This window comes from Stenotrophomonas sp. 169 (assembly GCF_014621775.1).
Lineage (GTDB): Bacteria > Pseudomonadota > Gammaproteobacteria > Xanthomonadales > Xanthomonadaceae > Stenotrophomonas.
Genome location: NZ_CP061204.1, coordinates 2662416 through 2681958, shown reverse-complemented (window position 1 = coordinate 2681958; position 19543 = coordinate 2662416). Strand labels below are relative to the sequence as shown.

Genomic DNA, 19543 nt, shown 5'->3' with positions numbered 1-19543 from the left:
GAGCGGTCTTCGATGTGGGAAACACTGGGCACGGTCCGTGACCTTGGACGTCTGCAGGAAATCGCTGCGGTCCTGATCCGTTATGGGTTCGGTGACCTGGTGCGGCGGATCGGCCTGGCCGATGTGCTCGAGCGCGCAGGTCGCCTGCTGCACTGGGGCGATGACAGCAGCCAGCGGCTGCCGATGACCGCGCCGATGCGTGTGCGCCGTGCGATGGAAGAGCTCGGTCCTACGTTCGTCAAGTTGGGACAGGTGCTGGCTACCCGCGTGGACCTGTTCCCGCCCGAATGGATCGCTGAATTTTCCGAACTGCAGAATGCGGTGCCGGCGCTACCCTATGCACAGATCCACGAGCAGTTGAAGCGAGACGTCGGTGGAGAGCCGGCGCAGGTATTTGCGTGGCTGGACGAAACGCCGCTGGCCGCCGCCTCGCTGGCGCAGGCGCATCGTGCGCGGCTGCACGACGGCCGCGAGGTCGTGCTGAAAGTGCGTCGCCCCGGCATCCGTGACGTCGTCGAGGCGGATCTGCGCCTGTTGGCACGGCTGGCCGAGATCATCGAAGCGCGGCTGCCGGACCTGCGCCGCTATCATCCTGCCGAGGTGGTGCAGCAGTTCACCACATCGCTGCGTCGCGAGCTGGATTTCGCGGCCGAATGCCGCAACGCCGAGCGCATCGCACGCGACTTTGAAGGTCGCCAGGACATCCTGATCCCGCAGGTGCACTGGCAGTGGACCTGCGAGAGCTTGAACGTCCAGGATTTCGTCGACGGCATCTCCGGGCGTGACCTGGCCGGCGTGGACGCCGCCGGGCTGGACCGGCGCCAGCTGGCCAACCGCGGCGCCGATATCGTGCTGAAGATGGTGCTGCAGGACGGCTGTTTCCACGCCGATCCGCACCCGGGCAACATCATCTACCTGCGCGACGGGCGCATCGGGGTGATCGATTTCGGCATGGTGGGTACGCTCTCCGAGTCGCGTCGATTCCAGGTTGCACAGTTGCTGCACGGACTGGTCGAGCAAGAGCCGGAGGCCGTCGCCGATATCCTGTTGGACTGGGCGGGCGGCGTAGCGGTGGACGAAGGACGCCTGCAGCAGGACATCAGCCAGTTCGTCGACCGCTATCGCGGTGTCCCGCTGAAGGACCTGCGCATCGGCTTGATGCTCAGTGACATCACCTTGCTGCTGCGCAGCTACAACCTGATGCTGCCGGCGGATCTGGCGCTGATGATCAAGGCCTTCCTGACCCTGGAAGGGATGGGGCGGCAGCTGGATCCCGAATTCGACATGGCCAGTGCCGCGCGCCCGTTCCTGGAGCGTGTGGTGATGCAGCGCTATGCGCCGCGCGCACTGCTGCGGCGGGGACGACGCAGCCTGCTGGGAATGATCGACCTGGCTGGCGAGCTGCCACGCGATCTACGTCGGCTGGTGCAGGCGGCACGCCGCGGTCGCCTGCAGATCAAGGTCGAAACCAATGCGCTGAAGGGTTTCGGCGATCAGGTGAACCAGGCAGCGAACCGGCTGGTGGTGGGCATCATCACCGCAGCGCTGATCATCGGCTCGTCGATCGTCATGCACAGCGTGGGTGGGCTTTCCAGCCGCTGGCTGCTGGTGCTGGGCGTGGGCGGCTTCATCGGCGCAGGGCTGTGCGGGGTGTGGATTCTGTTTTCGATCTGGCGCAGCGGCCGCCGTCGGTGAGGCGGGCGAACGGCTGAACCCCTCGCGGTGGGTCGGTTGGAGCTCTCTGGGTTTGGCCGGGCGGGAGGGGTTGGTGGGGGACGGCAAGAGCTGCATCCATGCGTGCCTCGTTTCGTGCCATCCATGGCACTCAACGCCCCCACCAACCCCTCCCGCCCGGCCCTGACAGTCCGCGTGTGCGTCCCACCACGTAAAAAGAAAAAGGTAGCGCCGACCCATGGTCGGCGAGCGCAGCGGGCCGTTGGCGGGAACATCGGGCGAACGGCTGAGCCCCTCGTGGTGGGTCGTTTGGATTTGCCTACCGTGGGTGGGCCGGGCGGTGGGGCTGGTCGGGGGACGCGCACAAGTACGTCCATGTAGCGCTCGTTTCGCGCCATCCATGGCGCTCAACGCCCCCGCCCAGCCCCACCGCCCGGCCCTGACAGTCCGCGTGTGCGTCCCACCACGTAAAAAGAAAAAAGGTAGCGCCGACCCATGGTCGGCGAGCGCAGCGGGCCGTTGGCGGGAACATTCCGCCGAGCACGGCTCGGCGCTACCGCTCTGCTTATGCTTTTCCTATTTTTGTCCATGGTGGGCGCACGCGAACCGTCGCAGGGCCGGGCGGTGGGGCTGGGCGGGGGCGTTGAGCGCCACGGATGGCGCGAAACGAGGTCCGCATGGATGCAGCTTTTGCCGTCCCCCGACCAGTCCCATCGCCCGGCCCAATCACCGTAACCCGCTCTCAGCGACCCACCACGAGGGGCCCCGCCGTTCGCCGCCACATCGGAGGCACTTGCGACACGATTGAGTTAGTAGTATTACTACTAACCATGGACACGACGACGCTCTCCGAAACCCAGCAGGCCATCCTGCAGATGATCACCGAACGCATCGAAAGCGACGGCGTGCCGCCGTCGCAGACCGAGATCGCGCGGGCCTTCGGCTTCAAGGGGGTGCGCGCAGCGCAGTATCACCTTGAGGCCTTGGAAGCGGCCGGGGCGATCCGCCGCGTGCCCGGGCAGGCGCGTGGTATCCGGCTGATCCAGGCCCCGCCGTTGAAGCAGGTGGCCGATCCGGCGCTCGATGACAGCGTGCTGCGCCTGCCCGTGCTGGGTCGTGTCGCCGCCGGCCTGCCGATCGGGGCGGACATCGGATCGGACGATTTCGTCGTGCTCGACCGGGTGTTCTTCTCGCCTGCGCCGGATTACCTGCTGAAGGTGCAGGGCGACTCGATGATCGACGAAGGCATCTTCGACGGTGACCTGATCGGCGTGCATCGCACCCGTGATGCGCGCACCGGGCAGATCGTGGTGGCGCGGATCGACGAGGAAATCACCGTCAAGCTGCTGAAGATCGGCAAGGACCGGATCCGCCTGCTGCCGCGAAACCCTGACTATGCGCCGATCGAAGTCCAACCTGACCAGGATTTTTCCATCGAAGGCCTGTACTGCGGCCTGCTGCGACCCAACCGCTGAACATCCCGGGGACGGCTGCCGCTGACGTCTGCGGCGATAATGTTCGACTTGCCCGGCCCGCGTCTCACTCTGTGCGATGAGCGGCCGCTACAGTCTCCCCCGAACCCGAGTTGACCACGATTAAAAAGATGACCACTACTTCAAGGACCAAGACAATGGACGAGAACAAGAAGCGCGCCCTGGCAGCCGCTCTGAGCCAGATCGAAAAGCAGTTCGGCAAGGGTTCGGTGATGCGCATGGGCGACCGCGTTGTCGAGCCTGTCGAGATCATCCCGACCGGTTCGCTGATGCTGGACATTGCCTTGGGCATCGGCGGCCTGCCGAAGGGCCGGGTAGTGGAAATCTATGGCCCGGAATCGTCCGGCAAGACCACGCTGACCCTGCAGGCCATCGCGGAGTGCCAGAAGAAGGGCGGCACGGCAGCGTTCATCGACGCCGAGCATGCGCTGGATCCGATCTATGCCGGCAAGCTGGGCGTCAACGTAGACGACCTGCTGCTGTCGCAGCCGGATACCGGTGAGCAGGCGCTGGAAATCGCCGACATGCTGGTGCGCTCCAACTCGGTGGACATCGTGGTGATCGACTCGGTCGCCGCATTGACGCCGAAGGCGGAAATCGAAGGCGAAATGGGCGACCAGCTGCCGGGTCTTCAGGCCCGCCTGATGAGCCAGGCGCTGCGCAAGCTGACCGGCAACATCAAGCGCTCCAACACGCTGGTGGTGTTCATCAACCAGCTGCGCCACAAGATCGGCGTCATGATGCCGGGCCAGAGCCCGGAAGTGACCACCGGCGGCAACGCATTGAAGTTCTATGCCTCCGTGCGCCTGGATATCCGTCGTATCGGCGCGATCAAGAAGGGCGACGAGATCATCGGCAACCAGACCAAGATCAAGGTGGTCAAGAACAAGCTGGCGCCCCCGTTCAAGCAGGTCATCACCGAGATCCTGTACGGCGAAGGCATCAGCCGCGAAGGCGAGCTGATCGACATGGGCGTGGAAGCCAAGCTGGTCGAGAAGGCAGGCGCCTGGTACAGCTACGGTGAAGAGCGTATCGGCCAGGGCAAGGACAACGCCCGCGGCTACCTGCGCGACAACCCGAAGGTCGCCCAGAAGCTGGAAGCGGAACTGCGTGAGAAGTTCCAGCCGGCCGAGGCGCCCAAGGAAGCGGGCGACGAAGACGACGCCGAAGAAGCGTAAGCAGTGCCTGCGGGGCAGGGTGGCGCCGTCAGTGACGTCGCCCTGTCCCGCAGCTCTTGATGCCCGTTGGTCAGGTGGCGTGACGCCACGACGCTGACGGAAGGATGTGGACATGCACGACGAAACCGAACCGCCCGCCGCTCCGGCCCGCAAGCGCCGACGGCCTGAGCTGACGCCGCTGCAACGCGCGCTGGGCCTGCTGGTGCGGCGCGAGCACTCGCGCAAGGAGCTGGGCCGGAAGCTGGTAGCCCGCGGCATCGAGCCCGAGCAGGCCCAGGCCGCCGTGGACCGTCTGACCAGCGAAGGCTGGCAGGACGATGAGCGCTTTGCGGAAACACTGGTGCGCAACCGCGCCAATGGCGGCTATGGCCCGCGCCATATCCTCGCCGAGCTGGGTACCCACGGTCTGGATAGCGACGCCGTGAGTGCGGCGATGGATCGCTACGAAGGGGATTTCCTCGACAACGCCCGCGACCTGGTTCGCCGTCGATTCGGCGAGGAAGGGCCGCAGGATCTGCCCCAGCGGCGCAAGGCCGCCGACCTGCTGGCCCGCCGCGGGTTCGATGGCGACACCATCCGCCGCGCTACCCGCTTCGATGCAGAGGACTGAGCGGCGCTGGCCTGTTACCCTTCAGGGTTTCGGAGGTCCGAAATCCGACCCTGGCCAGTGTGGCTGGCGGCGGTGGCTCTCCGGCCCGCAGACTGCCAGCCCCCATGACCGCATCCGCCAAATTCACCACCTCCCAGATCCGCAGTGATTTCCTTGAGTTCTTCAAGGGAAAGGGGCACACCATCGTGCCGTCGGCCCCCTTGGTGCCCGGCAATGACCCGACCCTGCTGTTCACCAATTCCGGCATGGTCCAGTTCAAGGACGTGTTCCTCGGTGCAGAAAAGCGCAGCTACGTGCGCGCCGCCGATGTGCAGCGTTGCCTGCGTGCGGGTGGCAAGCACAACGACCTGGACCAGGTCGGCTACACCGCACGTCACCACACCTTCTTTGAAATGCTGGGCAACTGGTCCTTCGGCGACTATTTCAAGAAGGATGCGATCGCGTGGGCGTGGGAGCTGCTGACCCAGGTCTGGAAGCTGCCGGCAGATCGCCTGCTGGTCACCGTCTACCAGACCGATGACGAAGCCTATGCACTGTGGCGCGACATGGTGGGCATCCCCGAAGAGCGCATCGTGCGCATCGGCGACAACAAGGGCGCCCCGTACGCCTCGGACAATTTCTGGCAGATGGCCGACACCGGGCCGTGCGGTCCCTGCACGGAAATCTTCTATGACCATGGCGATCATATCGCCGGTGGTCCGCCGGGTTCGCCGGACGAAGACGGTGACCGCTTCATCGAAATCTGGAACCTGGTGTTCATGCAGTTCGATCGCCAGCCCGATGGCACGCTGATCCCGCTGCCCGCGCCGTGCGTGGATACGGGCATGGGCCTGGAGCGCTTGGCGGCGATCCTGCAGCACGTGCATACGAACTATGAAATCGACCTGTTCCAGGCGCTGATCCGCAAGGCCAGCGAGCTGACCGGCATGGGCGATCTGGAAAACAAGTCGCTGCGCGTGATCGCCGATCACATCCGCGCCTGTTCCTTCCTGATCGTGGACGGCGTGCTGCCGTCCAACGAAGGCCGCGGCTACGTGCTGCGCCGTATCATCCGCCGCGCACTGCGCCATGGCTGGTTGCTCGGCGTGCGCCAGCCGTTCTTCAGCAAGTTGGTGCCCACGCTGGTGGAGCAGATGGGTGTGGCCTATCCGGAGCTGCCGGCCACGGCCGACACCGTGACCCGTGCGCTGAAGGCTGAGGAAGAGCGCTTCGCTGAAACGCTCGATGCCGGCATGAAGATCTTCGAAGACATCGCCAGCCGTGCCAGCAACAAGGTGATTCCGGGTGTCGATGCCTTCCGTCTGTTTGACACGTATGGCTTCCCGCTGGACCTGACTGCCGATATCGCCCGCGAGCGCGACATGACCGTGGACACGGCGGGGTTCGATGCGGCGATGGAACAGCAGCGCGAAACCGCGCGCGCCGCGGGCAAGTTCGGTGGTGGCGTGTCGCTTCCGGCTGATCTGGTGGCCACGCTGAAGCCGACCGTGTTCCTGGGCTATGACGCGTTGCAGTCCGATGGCCTGCGCGTGGTGGCCCTGCTGAAGGACGGTCGCCCGGTACAGGCCGTGCAGGCCGGTGATGCGGTCATCGTGCTGACCGAGCAGACGCCGTTCTATGCCGAATCCGGTGGCCAGGTGGGCGATACCGGCGTGCTGTCGGCCAACGGCGTGCGCGTGGACGTAGCGGAAACGCAGAAGTTCGCGGGGCAGTTCCATGGCCATGTCGGCACGCTGGCCGAAGGCAGCCTGAAGGTCGGCGACGTGCTGGCCGGGCAGGTCGATGCCGAGCGCCGTGGCGCCACCATCCTCAACCACTCCGCCACGCACCTCCTGCATGCCGCCCTGCGCGAAGTGCTGGGTACCCACGTGCAGCAGAAGGGCTCGCTGGTGGCTCCGGATCGCCTGCGCTTCGACTTTTCGCATTTCCAGCCGATCAGCGCCGAAGAACTGGCGATCATCGAGCGCAGGGTCAACCAGCAGGTACGCATCAACAACGCCGTTGAAGTGCACAACATGGGCATGCAGGAAGCGCTGGACTTCGGCGCAATGGCCCTGTTCGGCGAGAAGTACGGCGAGAACGTGCGCGTCCTGAAAATGGGCGACTACTCGACGGAGCTGTGCGGTGGCACGCACGTCAGCCGCACCGGTGACATCGGTCTGTTCAAGATCACGTCCGAGGGCGGCGTGTCCTCCGGCGTGCGTCGCATCGAGGCCGTGACCGGCCAGGGTGCGCTGGACCATGTGGATGCCGAAGAAGCGCGTCTGGCCGAAGCCGCCCATCTGCTGGGTGGCAGCGCGGCCGACGTGGTGGAAAAGATCCGCGTGCAGGTCGCACGGCAGAAACAGCTGGAACGTGAGCTTGAATCGTTGAAGGCCAAGCTGGCCGCCGGTGCCACGGCGGACCTCTCGTCGCAGGCGGTGGACGTGGCCGGAGTGAAGCTGCTGGTCGCCCGGCTTGAAGGCTTTGACGCAAAAGCCCTGCGTGATGCGGTGGATCGCCTGAAGCAGCAGCTGGGTGATGCCGTGATCCTGCTGGCCGGCACCCAGGACGGCAAGGCCGCGCTGGTCGCTGGCGTGAACGGCAGTGCAACCGGCAGGGTCAAGGCGGGGGAACTGTTGGCCCACGTTGCCAGTCAGATCGGGGGCAAGGGCGGCGGTCGCCCGGACTTGGCCCAGGGTGGTGGTGAGGACGGGCCCGCCCTTGCATCTGCATTGGCGGCGGTTGCCGATTGGGTCAAGCCGCGTCTCGTATGAACCGCAGCCCTCTCGTGCCTTGTGGCTGCGGGAGGGCTGACGGTACCATTGGCCATCTTTTTCCCTTAAACGTGGGGCGGGCCTTGACGGTCTGCCAGGCCGGTGGGGGATACCCTTCCACACGGTTTCATGGAGAATTACTGCAATGTTGATCTTGACCCGCCGCGTTGGCGAAACCCTGATGATCGGCGACTCGGTCAGCGTTACTGTGCTCGGCGTCAAGGGCAACCAGGTCCGTATCGGCATCACGGCACCGAAGGACGTGGCCGTCCATCGCGAAGAAATCTACCAGCGCATCCAGCGCGGAGATGAAGCTGCGACCAGCAGTGAAGATTCTGCTGAATAAGGCTTTACCTGCGGCCGCGAAAAACGTTATTATTCGCGTCCCCGCTGCGGAGTACTTCTCCACCAGCGGTTGCACCACCCCGGAGCGATGCCCGAGCGGCTGAAGGGGCTCCCCTGCTAAGGGAGTATAGGGTCAAAAACTCTATCGAGGGTTCGAATCCCTCTCGCTCCGCCATATACTCAGAAAAGCCCCTAGAAATAGGGGCTTTTTTGTTGCCTGCTCCCTTGCTACCCGCCCGGTTACCCACCCACCTGCAGGCGCCGATTTTGGGCAATCTGCCCCCGGATCCAGCCCTGCACTTCGGATTGTATCCACAGTGCGCGCCGGCCCACACGGATGGACTTCGGGAAGCGGCCGGCCTTGATCTCGCCGTAGATGAATGTCGTGCCCATCCCGGTAGCCGCGCGGACGCGCTCAAGGGACAGAAGTTCTTCAAGGGTTTCAGCTGCGCCCATCTCGGGTCTCCTTCGTTGTGTCTGATGCTGCGTGATGCAGGCCTGCTTCAAGGGGACGGAAGCCGATCACCCATGCCCATGAATAGCTCTCCCAGTCGGTGCCGGTGCTGGTCCAGAGGTCGCGGAACGCAAGGTCGTGTCGAACGTCACCTTGTCCGTGGGGGCCGTAGTACGTGACCCCATCATCGGTGTGCACTTCGATGCCTTCGGCGCGCACGTCGGCCCCGATGATCGCCTGCAGCCGTTGCACGCGCACGTCGGTGATCTACAGCGCCAGGCGGCAGGCCCAGCGAGCCACGTGGATGCTCGGCTGCCAGGGCGGGGCATCGTCGCCATTATCCGAGAACTCTCGGTCCCGCTGCTCGGCCAACTCGTAGGTAGGCGCGGCGACAACCGATTCACAGTTGTCCGCCCGGTAGATCACAGAGACTTTGGGGCCTTCTTCATGATCAGCCTCATAAACATAGCCAGGCATCCACGTTTCGCGCACCCACAGCCGGTCGCCGGGCAGGGGCTGACCGCCATGCCGATCTACAACTACGGCAGCGACTTCTTCCACGTGTTGGACCCGCTGCTGCCGGGTTGCTTGGGCACCTAAGAGGAGTTCCTGCGGGGAATGGTGCATCGCCGCCCCGGGCCAGAAGGCCATGCTGCAGGACGCAGAACAGTTCGGCCGATACCTGCGCCGTGAGGGCATCATGCTTCGCCGAACGCGCAAGGAAGTGGGGCGCGAGTTGCCTGAGCTATCGAAGATCCCCCTTGAGATCGAGGCCGATGCCGCCGTGCTGGACCAAGTGGCTGGCGATGCTGCCGCGCTGGCCAATGTCATCCTGGCGTCGAACGAGAAGTATCGCGGGGAAAAGATGCGCGCTGCCGGCGAACTGGAACAACTGGCCCGCCAGGCTACGGGTGTGGACAAGGCGCCCTACATGGCTGAGTTCGTCCGGCTGCTCATCCAGAGTGGGGAACAGGTCCTTTTGTTCGGGTGACACCGCGAGGTGTACGGCATCTGGCAGGAGAAGTTGGCCGACTTCAACCCGGTCATGTACGCAGGCTCGGAATCCCTTGCGTAGAAGCAGGCCGCCAAGGATGCGTTCGTCTCCGGCGCGAGCCGCGTGATGCTGATCAGCCTCCGCGCCGGCGCTGGCGTTGATGGCCTGCAGCACGCGTGCAGCACGGTGGTGTTTGGCGAGATCGACTGGTCTCCAGGCGTGCACGAACAGTGCATAGGCCGAATCCACCGGGACGGGCAGCAGGAGCCGGTGATGGCCTACTTCCTGATAGCCGACAGTGGGAGTGACCCGATCGTTTCAGAGGTTCTGGGCGTGAAGCGTGAGCAGATCGAGCGTGTCCGGAATCCGGGCGAGCACCTAGTGGAGCGCCGTGACGTGGGTGAGCACCAGTTGCGTGCGCTGGCCCAGCAGTTCCTCAAAGATCACGGGCACGCCGTCGCGCCCGTCAACGTTTCGACTATCGAGGTAACACCATGAGCGTCATCCCCGAGTTTCTGAGCCTGGACGAGGCGGCCCACCACCTCTACGTCGCCGGCGATGCTGGGCCCATCCTGTGTAGCGTAGATGGAAGTCGCTGGCTTGCCTGGCAGGACGGTCGTTCAAAGCTGGTAGTGGACGACGTCGACGACGTAGACCGATGCATAGCCGCATGAACCAGTTCACTCCATGTGCCAACTGCGGCGAACGGCGAGTTGGTGTGCGCGTACACGCGGCGAAGCGTGGTGCATCAACCGCCCAGGTGGCATGCATCGTGTGCGGGGCCAAGGGACCGCTGATCACCTCAAATGACGGCAGCGCCGTTGACGAGGCTGCCCGGAAATGGAACGCCCTTCCTGCGGCAGTGCTGCCCGAGGTACCAGCGCGCGCTGGAGCCCAGCCCGCCAAGTGGCTTGGACCCGAAAGCACGCGGGATCCGCTGGAGCTGCTGGCACGCATGGTTGTGTCGGGCAGCTACCGTGTGCCCGTAGAGGGAAGGGCGACACTGCCCCCGTTGAGTTCGGCGGACGTTGCCGGTGCGCTGGGGATGATGCGCGATCCGCTGGCGAAGGCGGCGGCATTGGCGGTGGCGTTGCGCGCTGAGGGTGTGGACCTCGCCCGGTTCGGGCGGTTCGCACTGCAGCGGGTGGTGCGCGCGCTGCACCATTACGAAGGCCACGTGCCCCTTCAGCTGGAATGCCCGGCAGATCGGTGGCGACTGCGGCTGGTGCTGCAGGATGCTGCCGACGACCTCGTGTGGCCAGAGCGAAAGCGTCCATCGGCGGAGGCCGCGCGCGCGGTGAAGATGCGGAAAGGGGACTACCTAGTCGTCTACAACATCGTCGGGGGCACGGTCCGTCAGGCACTTGAGGATGCCCGCCGTGAGTTTCGGATTAGGCTTTTTTCATGCGTCTGACCCGCCCGTTGTAGGCCATGAGACTAACTAACTGTCTACAAGCTGTGCGGGGTGCTGCTCGGACCCCTAGATAACTTCCGGTCGAACCAACATCCCGAGGCTTCGCGTTGCCGCATGTGGAAGATGCGCTGCGGCATACGCGTCATACGAGCGGGCGGGTCAAGCGCCGCTATCGCCGTCTTCATCTTCGCTTGTGAAAAGAAGGTCGATCTGAGCTCTCAAGCGAGCTTTATCTGCTTCAAAAAATGGCGACGGAATGACGAGCCATGCGCGTCGTCCGCCCGGAAGTCTTACAGGGATGCGATCTTCGTCTTGCATCAAGTCTTCAGCGCGCGCCATCGGTGAGTTGTATGGCTGCGCCGCTATCGCGCCGACCGACGCCGGTACAGCTATAGGCGGTGGATCCGCCTCTTCGTGCTCACGCATGCCTTCTATGCCGCCAGCCTCGCCTTGTGCATAGTATCCAGCGAACTCTACCGACTGCCGGAAGGCAATGAGCACAGACTCTGCCGCCGATGGGGCAAAGCCTCTCTGTATGAGCTCGTACCTTAAGTTGGGATCCGAAGGAAGGGCAGACGCGTACTTGTCGAGCAATTCTTCGTACAGCACCGGCGTGCGAAGAAACTTCTTCAGCAGGTCCGCTTTAAGAGAGTCGCTGGGAGCAAACTTGAGCGATTCCACGTCCTTCGAGATCGCTAGGACCCCGTCAGACACTCGTTCGGCCAATCCAAAGTATCTTAGAGAGGCGATCATCTGCAACGCCGCACCGTTGTTGGCCGATTTGTAGCCCATATTTTGGGCAAACACCTCGGTAGGCATTGGATGCAACCGCTCCTTTGCATAGATCTTCAGCGCCCTCTCAAACGCATCCGGAAGAGAGCTTGAAGGCGCACGCGGGCTCTTCTTCCTAATGGCGACGTTCATGGGTTCCCTCAACTGGCGATGACGTGGCAATTAAACCACACGCGCAACGGTTTTCAAAACAATGCATAAGGCACGGAAAGTAAAGATATTTTATCCGAGGAACTCAATCGGAACGAAGTATTCGCTATTCGCGAATAGCGAATACGACGTAGCGTCGCCGTTTTGTGAGAGTATTTGCTGATCGCGGACCTCGGTGCACCCTGATGGCCAATCGTCAAGCAGTTTTGAAACCACAAGATCTGGTCGTAGCGACTAAGATCGCAGTCAGCCAGGACTGGCCGATTGTCTATGCGAGGTTGGGGGCAGAGCTGGGGATCTCCGCCTCAGAAACGCATGCTTGCGTTGCGCGCTGCTTGACCGCGGGCTTGCTCTCCAAGATCGCTGGTAGCACTGAACCGGTCCGCGGCGCCCTAGAAGAGTTCATCTTGCATGGTGTGCGTTACTGCTTCCCTCCCACGTTTGGCACTGCGGCAGTAGGTATGCCGACTGGGGCATCCGCACCAGCGCTCCGCGAGAACTTCTCGCCCGATGGGACGGACTTTGTCTGGCCCTTCGCCGGCGGCACTGTTCGCGGCATCGCGCTATACCCGCTTTATCCCTCTGTGCCGGTTGCGGCTCAGGCGGACACGAAGCTCTACGATGTACTAACGCTTGTTGACGCAATAAGAGCAGGCGCCGCGCGTGAACGCGAACTGGCGGCAATAAAGCTGAGGCAATGTCTCGCATGATTTGGCAACAGGCGAATCTCGCAATTCTCGAGCTTGCGGCGGCAGCTTTGGAACCCGTTCTTCCAGAGCTTGCTTTAGTGGGCGGGTGTGCGGTGGGAATACTCATTACAGATGAAACGCGACCTGAGGTTCGCGCGACGATCGACGTGGATCTCGTTGCCGAGGTCACTACATACACAGGCTATGAAGAACTATGCAATAAGCTGCGCTGCCTGGGTTTCCAAGATGGAGACATTGTCTGTCGCTTCAAACGTGGCTCGTTAATTGTCGACGTGGTACCGATCGAAGAATCGATCTTGGGATTCGGAAATCCTTGGTTCGAGCCTGCAGCGCGCGACGCAGCGTTCTACACTCTACCCAGTGGGCGAACGATACGACATGTCACTGCTCCGTATCTATTGGCTACCAAGCTAGGAGCGTTCAGTGGTAGGGGAAACGGCGATTACCTTCATCATGACATAGAAGACATCGTCAATTTGATCGACGGGCGTCCCTCTGTAGTGGACGAAGTGGTCGCTTTAGGCGGAGCAGTTAGGGAGTACATCGAGGATCAATTTGATGCCCTGCTTGCCGATGTGGCCTTTGCCGACTCAATGCCGTCGCACTTTCATCCTTCCGAGGACCATAGCGTGCGAATTCCCTTGCTACTCGGGCGAATGCGGCGTCTGGCTGGACTGTGAGTGATCCAGGCAAGGTCCTGTTGGCCCAGCGATAGGCCGATACGAGCTGCACGCACTTCGATGAACCAGTCGCGACTTGCGCAGAGTTTTGTGGGAAACGCTTCAGTGAGCAGCCGGGCCCTGGGTATCTCGGAATGAGTGCGGTAAAGTACATGAACGAGTCGCTGGAACGGGTCTGATCTGCTAGGGAAGGTCTGAACAAATCTGCACCAAATCCGATGGTAGTGCCGGTGGCTGTCCGGCAAGCTTGAGGTCCATCAGACACACGTTGAAGGACCCTCCATGCGGGGCACCTACGGCCTGCAACCAATGAGCTAAGACATGGACTGGATGTTGGCTAAGGATGTCATCAATGCGCTTGCCGATCTGCTAACGATTGCGGCCTCCGTCATCGCTATCTATCTATTCGTTGCTAAGCGAAAAGAACTCGGTGCTGTATTTAAAGCCTTGGCTGCAACCGCCAACCAAGGAAGTCTGGCAGATCTTCGAGCAAAATTGGACCGCTTGAACGACCTCAACGCAACGGAACCATCCGCCTTGGTTGAGGTTGTAAATATCTGCCACGAAGTCTGCGGCCACATCGATGGCAACCCAGCCTTTGCAAAGTCCTTCGCAGCGGTCTCATCTAAAATAAAAATATCCGTGTCTAACAAGCGTAAGCCGATTACTGAGCCCCAGAAACGTGCGCTTGTAAGTGAGCTCAGGGAAAGTATGCGCCACTTCGATACCGTCGCTCTCGTGGATAGCATAAAGGAACCGCAACAATGAAAATCGTCTCTGCAGCTAACGCAATGATTGTGACTCGGGATCGAATCACTGAGGTGACGCCAGCCGCCCAAGGTAGCGAAATATTTTTTCTATACGACTGCAAGTATAAGTGGTCTATAACGAAGACCGACACCGCCGATTACGGGCTCTTTTTTTATCCAGGCACGCAAACGTTGCAAGAGTTGGCTGCGTGGCCAGATAACGCGTGGTACGAGTTCAATGAGATGATTCGGTACAGCACTTTGGATCTTGGAACGAAGGAGGCTAAAGATACATTTGCAGAGCTCTACCGCGTTGTCAGTGAGAATCTTTTCGGAATTAATAGCGTGCTTGATGAGATTATCGATAATGCGGATTGGATGTGAGGGCGCAACTGGTCTAGTTAGAGCGGCTTCGCGGCTCGATATCGCAACACTATGTGCATCACTTTAATACCCACAATACGCGGCCCAAGCTACCATCATTGCTCTGCGCTTTTCGAGCATCGTACCTCGCTTGTATGCAGCCTTGGCTTTATCGCGGATCCGATGAGCCAGCGCCGCTTCCGACAAATCATCAGGGAAATCAGTTGTTCTCGCCGCGAATCCTTGAAAGTTGACCGAAATCCATTAATCGTTGGACGGCCGAAGCCCATGCGTTTCAGCATGGCCGACATGTAGGGGCGACGCATGTCTTCAGGGTGTTGTTCCACTGGAAGGCTGTTTAGGATTTGACCAGCCGGAGCGGCGCTCTTGGATGTGCACGTCCGCGGCCTACGCACCACCCGCGCACCGGAACGCGATGGCACTGGTGCAGATGTCAGTGCGGTGCGCGCCGGCACGACGCGGTACATGCAGGCCGCGTTGCCGGTGGCGGATTCGTACTTCATCCGGTTGGTGGGCGTCACCGGCGGGTATCGCGCGGTGACGTTGACGGCGACCTACACCGCCCCGTGATGGACACGCGTCATGCCGGCTGATGGTCGGCGTGATGCGGTGCGGCCCGCTGCGCTCGCCGACCATGGGTCGGCGCTACCAAGGCCACGGTAGCGCCGAGCCGTGCTCGGCGGGAAGTGAGGCAGCCGACTGAAGTCGGCTCTACCGTGACGCAGCCGACTGAAGTCGGCTCTACCTTGTGATGCCGGCTCAGCCTGGCGCAGGCTTTTCGTAGTCATCCGGGGTGGCGTGGCCTTCCTGCTCGGGCATGTCGCGTTCTTTCCAGCGTGCACCGTCGTTGCGCAGCTTGTCCGGCGTGTCCGCCTGATTCTGATCGTCTTCTTCGTTGCCCGGATTGGTCGGCGATTGTTTGTTCATGGCACCCTCCGTGTTGTGACACGGATCGTGCAACCCGGGTCGTTAAGCGAACGAGTCCGTCGCATGAACGCGGTGCGGGCATGGAGGGCCGACAGACCCGGCACGGACAAAGCCGTGTGTGGGACGCGTGGGCGCCGTTGGCGGGACGGTGCGCTATCGCCCGCCTGGTCGGTACCGTGCACGACATCAACACCGGTGGCGTCGTCCTCGGTGACTGTCGGCAGGTTCGATAAGGGTGTCGACGACGTGCAGGCGGGTGGCAGGCATTGCCCGCCACCCGGACGACGGCCCTTACAGCGGCATGTCGAACACCAGCACCTCGGCATCATTGCCGTTTTCCAGTGTCACCTGCACTTCGTCGCGCATCTGCAGCGCGTCGCCTGCCTCCAGGGTGATGCCGTTGACCTGCAGCTGCCCGCGGGCCACCTGCACATAGGCGCCGCGGCCCGGTGCGAGGGTGTGGTGCAGGCGCTGTGCGCCATCGAGGATGCTGGCGAAGATGCGCGCGTCCTGGTGGATCAACAGGGAGCCATCGGCACCGTCGGGCGAAGCGATCAGGCGGAGCTGGCCGCGCTTGTCATCCGGGGTGAAGTGGGTCTCCTGGTAGGACGGTTCGATGTTCTCCTGGTCCGGGAACAGCCAGATCTGCAGGAAGTGCACCGGTTCATCGGCGGAATGGTTGAACTCGCTGTGGCTGACGCCGCTGCCCGCGCTCATGCGCTGCACGTCACCGTAGCGAAGGACCGATCCGGTGCCCATCGAATCCTTGTGCTCCAGCGCACCGCCCAGCACGTAGGAGACGATTTCCATGTTGCGGTGGCTGTGGGTGCCGAAGCCCTGACCACCGATCACCTTGTCTTCGTTGATCACCCTCAACGGGCCGAACTGGGTGTAGCGGGCGTCATGGTAGTTGGCGAACGAGAAGGTGTGCATGGAGTTCAGCCAGCCATGGTCGGCCTTGCCACGGGTTGCGCTCTTGCGGATCTGGATCATGGTGAATCTCCTTGTTCGATGGTTTCGATGCGGGGTTGGCTGCCTGTGCAGGCCGCGTTTCCCGTTGCGAAGAAGTATCCGCTTGCCCTGCCGCTTTGAAAAACGGATAGTTTTGCAAGCCATCATCGAAAAATTCGAATGCTCAAGCTCAGTCTCGACGCGCTGCAGATCCTGGACGCCATCGACCGACGTGGCTCCTTCGCCGCCGCAGGCAAAGCCCTGCACAAGGTCCCCTCGACCATCTCCTACACCGTGGCCAAGCTGGAAGAGGATCTGGGGGTGCAGTTGTTTGACCGCATGGGGCCCCGGGCAGAGATGACCGAGGCGGGGCGCGCGTTGCTCGACGAGGGCCGGCACCTGCTGCGCGCGGCACGCGAACTGGAACTGCGTGTCCGGCGCGTGGCCTCCGGTTGGGAGGCCGAACTCACGCTGGCGATGGACTCGATGTTTCCCACCTGGTTGCTCGGGACGGATATCGCGGCGTTCCGTGAGGTCGCGGCGCAGACCCGCCTGAGGCTGATCGGCGAGGCGCTGTCGGGCACGTGGGAGGCCCTGTTGGATCGTCGCGCGGACCTGCTGGTCGGTGCGGCGGGCGAGGGCCCCAGCGGCGGGGGCTATGTGGTGGAGCCGATGGGGAGCGTGGCGTTCGTGTTCGCCGTGGCACCGGGACATCCGTTGGTGGGCGTGCCGGGCGTGCTGCGGCGCGAACAGCTGGCGGAGCACTGTGCGATCGCCGTATCAGACTCGGCACGCCGCCTGCTGCCGCGCACCGTTGGCCTGTTGATGGGACAGGAAACACTGAGCGTGCCCGACATGGCCAGCAAGTTGCGGCTGCAGCGGGAAGGGGTGGGCTTTGGATTCCTGCCTGAGCCCTGCGCGCGCGCGGCCGTGGCGCGCGGCGAGCTGGTGATCCGAGATGTCGAGGAACACAAGCCGGACGAAACGTTCTGGCTGGCGTGGCGCACCGGGGAAGATGGCGCCGCACTGCGCTGGTGGCGTGAGCGCCTGCGCGCGCCGGGTGTGCTGGATGCATGGTGGAGCGCGGTGCGGTAAGCATTCTGTTGGGATGAGGGTAGCGCCGACCCAGAGTCGGTGACGGCCGGAATCCGGACGCGCAAAAAAAAACAGCAGGCCGAGGCCTGCTGTTTTCTTCGAATAATGGTGCGCCCGGAGAGATTCGAACTCCCGACCGCCTGGTTCGTAGCCAGGTACTCTATCCAACTGAGCTACGGGCGCACGGTGTACTGCTTTTACGGCTGCATTAACGGCGGCGTTGATGATCGCGTCACTGGTGCGCCCGGAGAGATTCGAACTCCCGACCGCCTGGTTCGTAGCCAGGTACTCTATCCAACTGAGCTACGGGCGCATGTGACAGCGATTTTTTTACCACTCAACACCAGCGGCGGGGCTGGTGTTCCTGTTGATGGTGCGCCCGGAGAGATTCGAACTCCCGACCGCCTGGTTCGTAGCCAGGTACTCTATCCAACTGAGCTACGGGCGCGCTTCAACAGGAGCGGAATTATGCGGATTACCGCCGCATCCGTCAACGTTTTTGTGAAGGGTTTCATTCAAATGAACGCGTCAGCGCCCCTGCGACGGCCTGTGGCGCCTTCATCCAGTGGAAGTGGTCGGCACGTACGCCCAGCGTTGCCGCATCCAATGTGCAGGTCGTGGCCTGCACCTGTGGCAGTTTCTGCAGCAGGGCCTGCATCGATCCGGCCGGCGCCAGCCAGTCATCGGCCATCAGGACCGCCTGCGCGTGCCCCTGCACCCGCTGCAGCTGGCCATCCAGGTCCTCATCCAGGCCGGCCGCTGCGTACCGGCTGCTTAGTCCAACCCGCGACCAGTCGGCGATGAGGCCGCGCGCTTCGGTACCGCCAAACCCCAGCCGTCGGCCAGGCAGCACACCCGTGCGCTGGGCCAGCCACGCCAGGAAGCGATAGGCCAGCGGCAACGACCAGCGGCGTGGAGCGGGAAAGCTGCGCCACCAGGGCGTGCCACTGGCCACCAGCCAAAGACGTGGAAAAACGGAGGGGACGCGGCCGGCATGCAGGCAGGCCAGCTGCCCACCCAGGCTGTGCCCGCCGATGATCCAGGGCAGCGCGCCGTCCTGGGCGTCGTGCGCGGCAAGCACCTGCTGGCTGGCCGGCAGGTCGTACTCGAGAATCTGCCGGTAGCCCCAATCCTGCGACCGCGAAGGACGCAATGCGCTGCTTCCATTGCCGCGCCACTCGTGCAGGTACACCGCGATCCCGTCTGCAGCCAGCGCCTGCGCCAAGGGCAGGTAATGGCGTGCGGCCACGCCCAGCGCAGGCAACCACAGCAGCCGCGCACGGGGATGAGTGGGGAGGCAGTGCAGCAGGTCGAAGCGGTGGCCGTCCGCGGTCTGCAACGGACTGGTGTGGCTGTCGACGGTCATGCGTGGGTTGCCGCACCGAAATGGTCCAGCACCAGCACCTCGCTGCGACCAGGCAGGTAGCCCAGCTGCAGGCCACGCGCCACATAATCGATCGCGGCCTCGCAGGCGTTGGGCAGGCTGAGGCCGTTGCAGAGTTGCGCGGCGATGGCAGAGGCCAGCGTGCATCCGGTGCCATGCGCATCCACCACCAGGCGTGCGTGGCTGAATTCCTCGCTGCTGACGCCATCGAAGTACCGGTCGATGACCCGGTTGCCTTCATGCAGATGGCCGCCTTTCAGCAGCACCGCGCCCGCACCACGGTCCAGCAGGATGGCCGCCGCATGCTCGGCGTCGTCGGCATTGAGGATGCGGCGTCCGATCAGCAGCTCGGCTTCCGGCGTGTTCGGGGTGATCAGCGTGGCCAGTGGTAGCAGGCGCGCGCGCAGGGCGTCCAGCGCACTGTCTTCCAGCAGCCGCGCACCACTGGTGGCGACCATCACCGGATCCAGCACGATGTGCGGCGGGCGATGTTTCTCCAGCGCATCGGCCACGCAGTGGATGACCTCGGCGGTCGCCAGCATGCCCAGCTTGACGGCATGCACGTCGAAGTCGTCGAAACAGGCGTCGATCTGCGCTTGCAGGAACGAGATCGGCGGCACGTGCACCGCGATGACGCCGCGCGTGTTCTGCGCCGTCAGCGCGGCGATCGCGGAAAGCCCATGCACGCGATGTGCGGCAAAGGCTTTCAGGTCGGCCTGGATACCGGCACCACCGCCGGAATCAGATCCGGCGATGGTGAGGACGGAGGCGGGGGTGTTCGGGCTCATGCAGGCATTGTAGGC

The 19543-nt window shown here is 63.0% G+C and carries 23 protein-coding genes and 4 tRNA genes; 17 read left to right on the top strand and 10 right to left on the bottom strand.

Annotation, left to right across the window (positions count from 1 at the left end):
* Positions 1-12 precede the first annotated feature (12 nt).
* The 7 genes from ubiB (at position 13) to ICJ04_RS11610 (ending at position 8231) form a co-directional block, all read left to right on the top strand.
* Positions 13-1695, top strand: coding sequence for a 2-polyprenylphenol 6-hydroxylase (gene ubiB, locus ICJ04_RS11640; protein ID WP_188324409.1), 1683 nt, complete (start codon positions 13-15; stop codon positions 1693-1695).
* Between the two features lie 809 nt (positions 1696-2504).
* A complete protein-coding gene (gene lexA / locus ICJ04_RS11635; RefSeq protein WP_188324408.1) occupies positions 2505-3149 on the top strand; it encodes a transcriptional repressor LexA in 645 nt (214 codons plus the stop codon).
* A gap of 155 nt (positions 3150-3304) precedes the next feature.
* The gene (gene recA / locus ICJ04_RS11630) at positions 3305-4345 is read left to right on the top strand and encodes a recombinase RecA (RefSeq protein ID WP_188324407.1); all 1041 of its coding nucleotides are present in this window, start codon (positions 3305-3307) and stop codon (positions 4343-4345) included.
* Between the two features lie 112 nt (positions 4346-4457).
* Entirely contained in the window at positions 4458-4955 is a 498-nt protein-coding gene (recX, locus tag ICJ04_RS11625) for a recombination regulator RecX (RefSeq protein ID WP_188324406.1), read from the top strand.
* Between the two features lie 104 nt (positions 4956-5059).
* Entirely contained in the window at positions 5060-7711 is a 2652-nt protein-coding gene (gene alaS, locus ICJ04_RS11620) for an alanine--tRNA ligase (RefSeq protein WP_188324405.1), read from the top strand.
* Between the two features lie 145 nt (positions 7712-7856).
* A complete protein-coding gene (gene csrA / locus ICJ04_RS11615; protein ID WP_042615469.1) occupies positions 7857-8057 on the top strand; it encodes a carbon storage regulator CsrA in 201 nt (66 codons plus the stop codon).
* A gap of 81 nt (positions 8058-8138) precedes the next feature.
* A tRNA-Ser gene (locus ICJ04_RS11610) sits at positions 8139-8231 on the top strand.
* 65 nt (positions 8232-8296) lie between these two features.
* On the opposite strand, the gene ICJ04_RS11605 is transcribed toward ICJ04_RS11610, so the two are convergent.
* Both ICJ04_RS11605 and ICJ04_RS11600 read right to left on the bottom strand, forming a co-directional pair.
* Positions 8297-8512, bottom strand: a complete 216-nt coding sequence (locus ICJ04_RS11605; RefSeq protein ID WP_188324404.1) for an AlpA family phage regulatory protein — start codon at positions 8510-8512, stop codon at positions 8297-8299.
* Positions 8499-8768: a hypothetical protein gene (locus tag ICJ04_RS11600; RefSeq protein ID WP_188324403.1), complete on the bottom strand. Its 270-nt coding sequence runs from the start codon at positions 8766-8768 to the stop codon at positions 8499-8501. The genes ICJ04_RS11605 and ICJ04_RS11600 overlap by 14 nt, the downstream gene beginning before the upstream one ends.
* Positions 8769-8957: 189 nt before the next feature.
* Here ICJ04_RS11600 and ICJ04_RS18370 point away from each other — a divergent pair, with 189 nt between their 5' ends.
* The 5 genes from ICJ04_RS18370 (at position 8958) to ICJ04_RS11585 (ending at position 10918) form a co-directional block, all read left to right on the top strand.
* The gene (locus tag ICJ04_RS18370; RefSeq protein WP_223202871.1) at positions 8958-9110 is read left to right on the top strand and encodes a hypothetical protein; all 153 of its coding nucleotides are present in this window, start codon (positions 8958-8960) and stop codon (positions 9108-9110) included.
* Between the two features lie 49 nt (positions 9111-9159).
* A complete protein-coding gene (locus ICJ04_RS18365) occupies positions 9160-9501 on the top strand; it encodes a hypothetical protein (RefSeq protein WP_223202870.1) in 342 nt (113 codons plus the stop codon).
* 129 nt (positions 9502-9630) lie between these two features.
* Positions 9631-10002 (top strand): C-terminal helicase domain-containing protein, encoded by a 372-nt coding sequence (locus tag ICJ04_RS18360; protein ID WP_223202869.1) that lies wholly within the window; start codon positions 9631-9633, stop codon positions 10000-10002.
* Positions 9999-10178 (top strand): hypothetical protein, encoded by a 180-nt coding sequence (locus tag ICJ04_RS11590; RefSeq protein ID WP_188324402.1) that lies wholly within the window; start codon positions 9999-10001, stop codon positions 10176-10178. The genes ICJ04_RS18360 and ICJ04_RS11590 overlap by 4 nt, the downstream gene beginning before the upstream one ends.
* The gene (locus ICJ04_RS11585; protein ID WP_188324401.1) at positions 10175-10918 is read left to right on the top strand and encodes a hypothetical protein; all 744 of its coding nucleotides are present in this window, start codon (positions 10175-10177) and stop codon (positions 10916-10918) included. The genes ICJ04_RS11590 and ICJ04_RS11585 overlap by 4 nt, the downstream gene beginning before the upstream one ends.
* Before the next feature lie 159 nt (positions 10919-11077).
* Here ICJ04_RS11585 and ICJ04_RS11580 read toward each other — a convergent pair whose 3' ends face one another.
* Positions 11078-11842: a hypothetical protein gene (locus tag ICJ04_RS11580; protein ID WP_188324400.1), complete on the bottom strand. Its 765-nt coding sequence runs from the start codon at positions 11840-11842 to the stop codon at positions 11078-11080.
* 715 nt (positions 11843-12557) lie between these two features.
* On the opposite strand from ICJ04_RS11580, the gene ICJ04_RS11575 reads away from it, so the two are divergent.
* The 4 genes from ICJ04_RS11575 (at position 12558) to ICJ04_RS11560 (ending at position 14953) form a co-directional block, all read left to right on the top strand.
* Positions 12558-13250, top strand: a complete 693-nt coding sequence (locus ICJ04_RS11575) for a hypothetical protein (RefSeq protein ID WP_188324399.1) — start codon at positions 12558-12560, stop codon at positions 13248-13250.
* 321 nt (positions 13251-13571) lie between these two features.
* The gene (locus ICJ04_RS11570; RefSeq protein WP_188324398.1) at positions 13572-14018 is read left to right on the top strand and encodes a hypothetical protein; all 447 of its coding nucleotides are present in this window, start codon (positions 13572-13574) and stop codon (positions 14016-14018) included.
* Positions 14015-14383: a hypothetical protein gene (locus ICJ04_RS11565; protein ID WP_188324397.1), complete on the top strand. Its 369-nt coding sequence runs from the start codon at positions 14015-14017 to the stop codon at positions 14381-14383. Before ICJ04_RS11570 ends, ICJ04_RS11565 begins: the two co-directional genes overlap by 4 nt.
* 366 nt (positions 14384-14749) lie before the next feature.
* Positions 14750-14953 carry a hypothetical protein gene (locus tag ICJ04_RS11560; protein ID WP_188324396.1) on the top strand — a complete coding sequence of 68 codons (204 nt, stop codon included), beginning with the start codon at positions 14750-14752 and terminating at the stop codon, positions 14951-14953.
* Positions 14954-15142: 189 nt separating this feature from the next.
* Here the strand turns inward: ICJ04_RS11560 and ICJ04_RS11555 are convergent, their stop codons facing one another.
* Together ICJ04_RS11555 and ICJ04_RS11550 are read right to left on the bottom strand one after the other, a co-directional pair.
* Entirely contained in the window at positions 15143-15310 is a 168-nt protein-coding gene (locus tag ICJ04_RS11555) for a hypothetical protein (protein WP_188324395.1), read from the bottom strand.
* 291 nt (positions 15311-15601) lie between these two features.
* The gene (locus ICJ04_RS11550; RefSeq protein WP_188324394.1) at positions 15602-16303 is read right to left on the bottom strand and encodes a pirin family protein; all 702 of its coding nucleotides are present in this window, start codon (positions 16301-16303) and stop codon (positions 15602-15604) included.
* A 138-nt stretch (positions 16304-16441) separates the two neighbouring features.
* Here ICJ04_RS11550 and ICJ04_RS11545 point away from each other — a divergent pair, with 138 nt between their 5' ends.
* Positions 16442-17356 (top strand): LysR family transcriptional regulator, encoded by a 915-nt coding sequence (locus tag ICJ04_RS11545; protein ID WP_188324393.1) that lies wholly within the window; start codon positions 16442-16444, stop codon positions 17354-17356.
* 106 nt (positions 17357-17462) lie between these two features.
* On the opposite strand, the gene ICJ04_RS11540 is transcribed toward ICJ04_RS11545, so the two are convergent.
* The 5 genes from ICJ04_RS11540 to thiD form a co-directional block, all read right to left on the bottom strand.
* Positions 17463-17539: transfer RNA gene (locus ICJ04_RS11540), tRNA-Arg, on the bottom strand.
* Positions 17540-17592: 53 nt separating this feature from the next.
* Positions 17593-17669, bottom strand: a tRNA-Arg gene (locus ICJ04_RS11535).
* Between the two features lie 58 nt (positions 17670-17727).
* Positions 17728-17804 (bottom strand) — tRNA-Arg (locus ICJ04_RS11530).
* Between the two features lie 63 nt (positions 17805-17867).
* Positions 17868-18722 (bottom strand): alpha/beta fold hydrolase, encoded by an 855-nt coding sequence (locus ICJ04_RS11525; RefSeq protein ID WP_188324392.1) that lies wholly within the window; start codon positions 18720-18722, stop codon positions 17868-17870.
* Positions 18719-19528, bottom strand: a complete 810-nt coding sequence (gene thiD / locus ICJ04_RS11520; RefSeq protein ID WP_188324391.1) for a bifunctional hydroxymethylpyrimidine kinase/phosphomethylpyrimidine kinase — start codon at positions 19526-19528, stop codon at positions 18719-18721. The genes ICJ04_RS11525 and thiD overlap by 4 nt, the downstream gene beginning before the upstream one ends.
* Positions 19529-19543 lie beyond the last annotated feature (15 nt).